This is a genomic window from Paraburkholderia sp. BR14320 (assembly GCF_040948665.1).
GTDB classification, from domain to species: domain Bacteria; phylum Pseudomonadota; class Gammaproteobacteria; order Burkholderiales; family Burkholderiaceae; genus Paraburkholderia; species Paraburkholderia youngii.
The window spans coordinates 1-452 of the sequence record NZ_JBFPKG010000266.1 but is presented as its reverse complement, the minus strand read 5'-3'; the positions used below and the strand labels follow the sequence as shown (position 1 = coordinate 452).

General features: G+C 68.4%; 1 protein-coding gene. It reads left to right on the top strand.

Annotation, left to right across the window (positions count from 1 at the left end; translation table 11 throughout):
• On the top strand, nt 1–452 hold a 452-nt coding region (locus tag AB3X89_RS40245), incomplete at both ends, for a condensation domain-containing protein (protein WP_368588059.1).

The following is a 452-nucleotide window of genomic DNA, read 5'->3' as shown; positions in this document are numbered from 1 at the left end:
CGACGCTTCTGGAGCGGACACGGCGTACGGCCCTGGGGGCGCAGGAGCATCAGGACCTGCCATTCGAGCAGGTGGTGGAGATCGTGCAGCCGCCCCGGGCGCTTGATCACACGCCGCTGTTCCAGGTAATGCTGGCCTGGCAGAATAACGCGCCGGGGCGGCTCGATCTTCCCGGGCTGGGCGTGGAGGAGGTGGTGGACAATGCGCCCGGGCAGATCCGGTTCGAGCTGGAGCTGAACGTAGGCGAGTGTGACGGGCGGATCGTGGGCACGCTGGGCTATGCCACGGCGCTGTTCGAAGAGTCGACGGTCAGGCGGCAGCGGGATTATCTGCTGGCGCTGCTGCGGGCGATGGTTGCGGACGCGGGCCAGCCGGTGGAGCGCATCGATATCCTGCCGGCGGCGGAGCGCGGGTATCTGCTGGAGGAGCTGAACCGCACGGAGGCGGCGTAT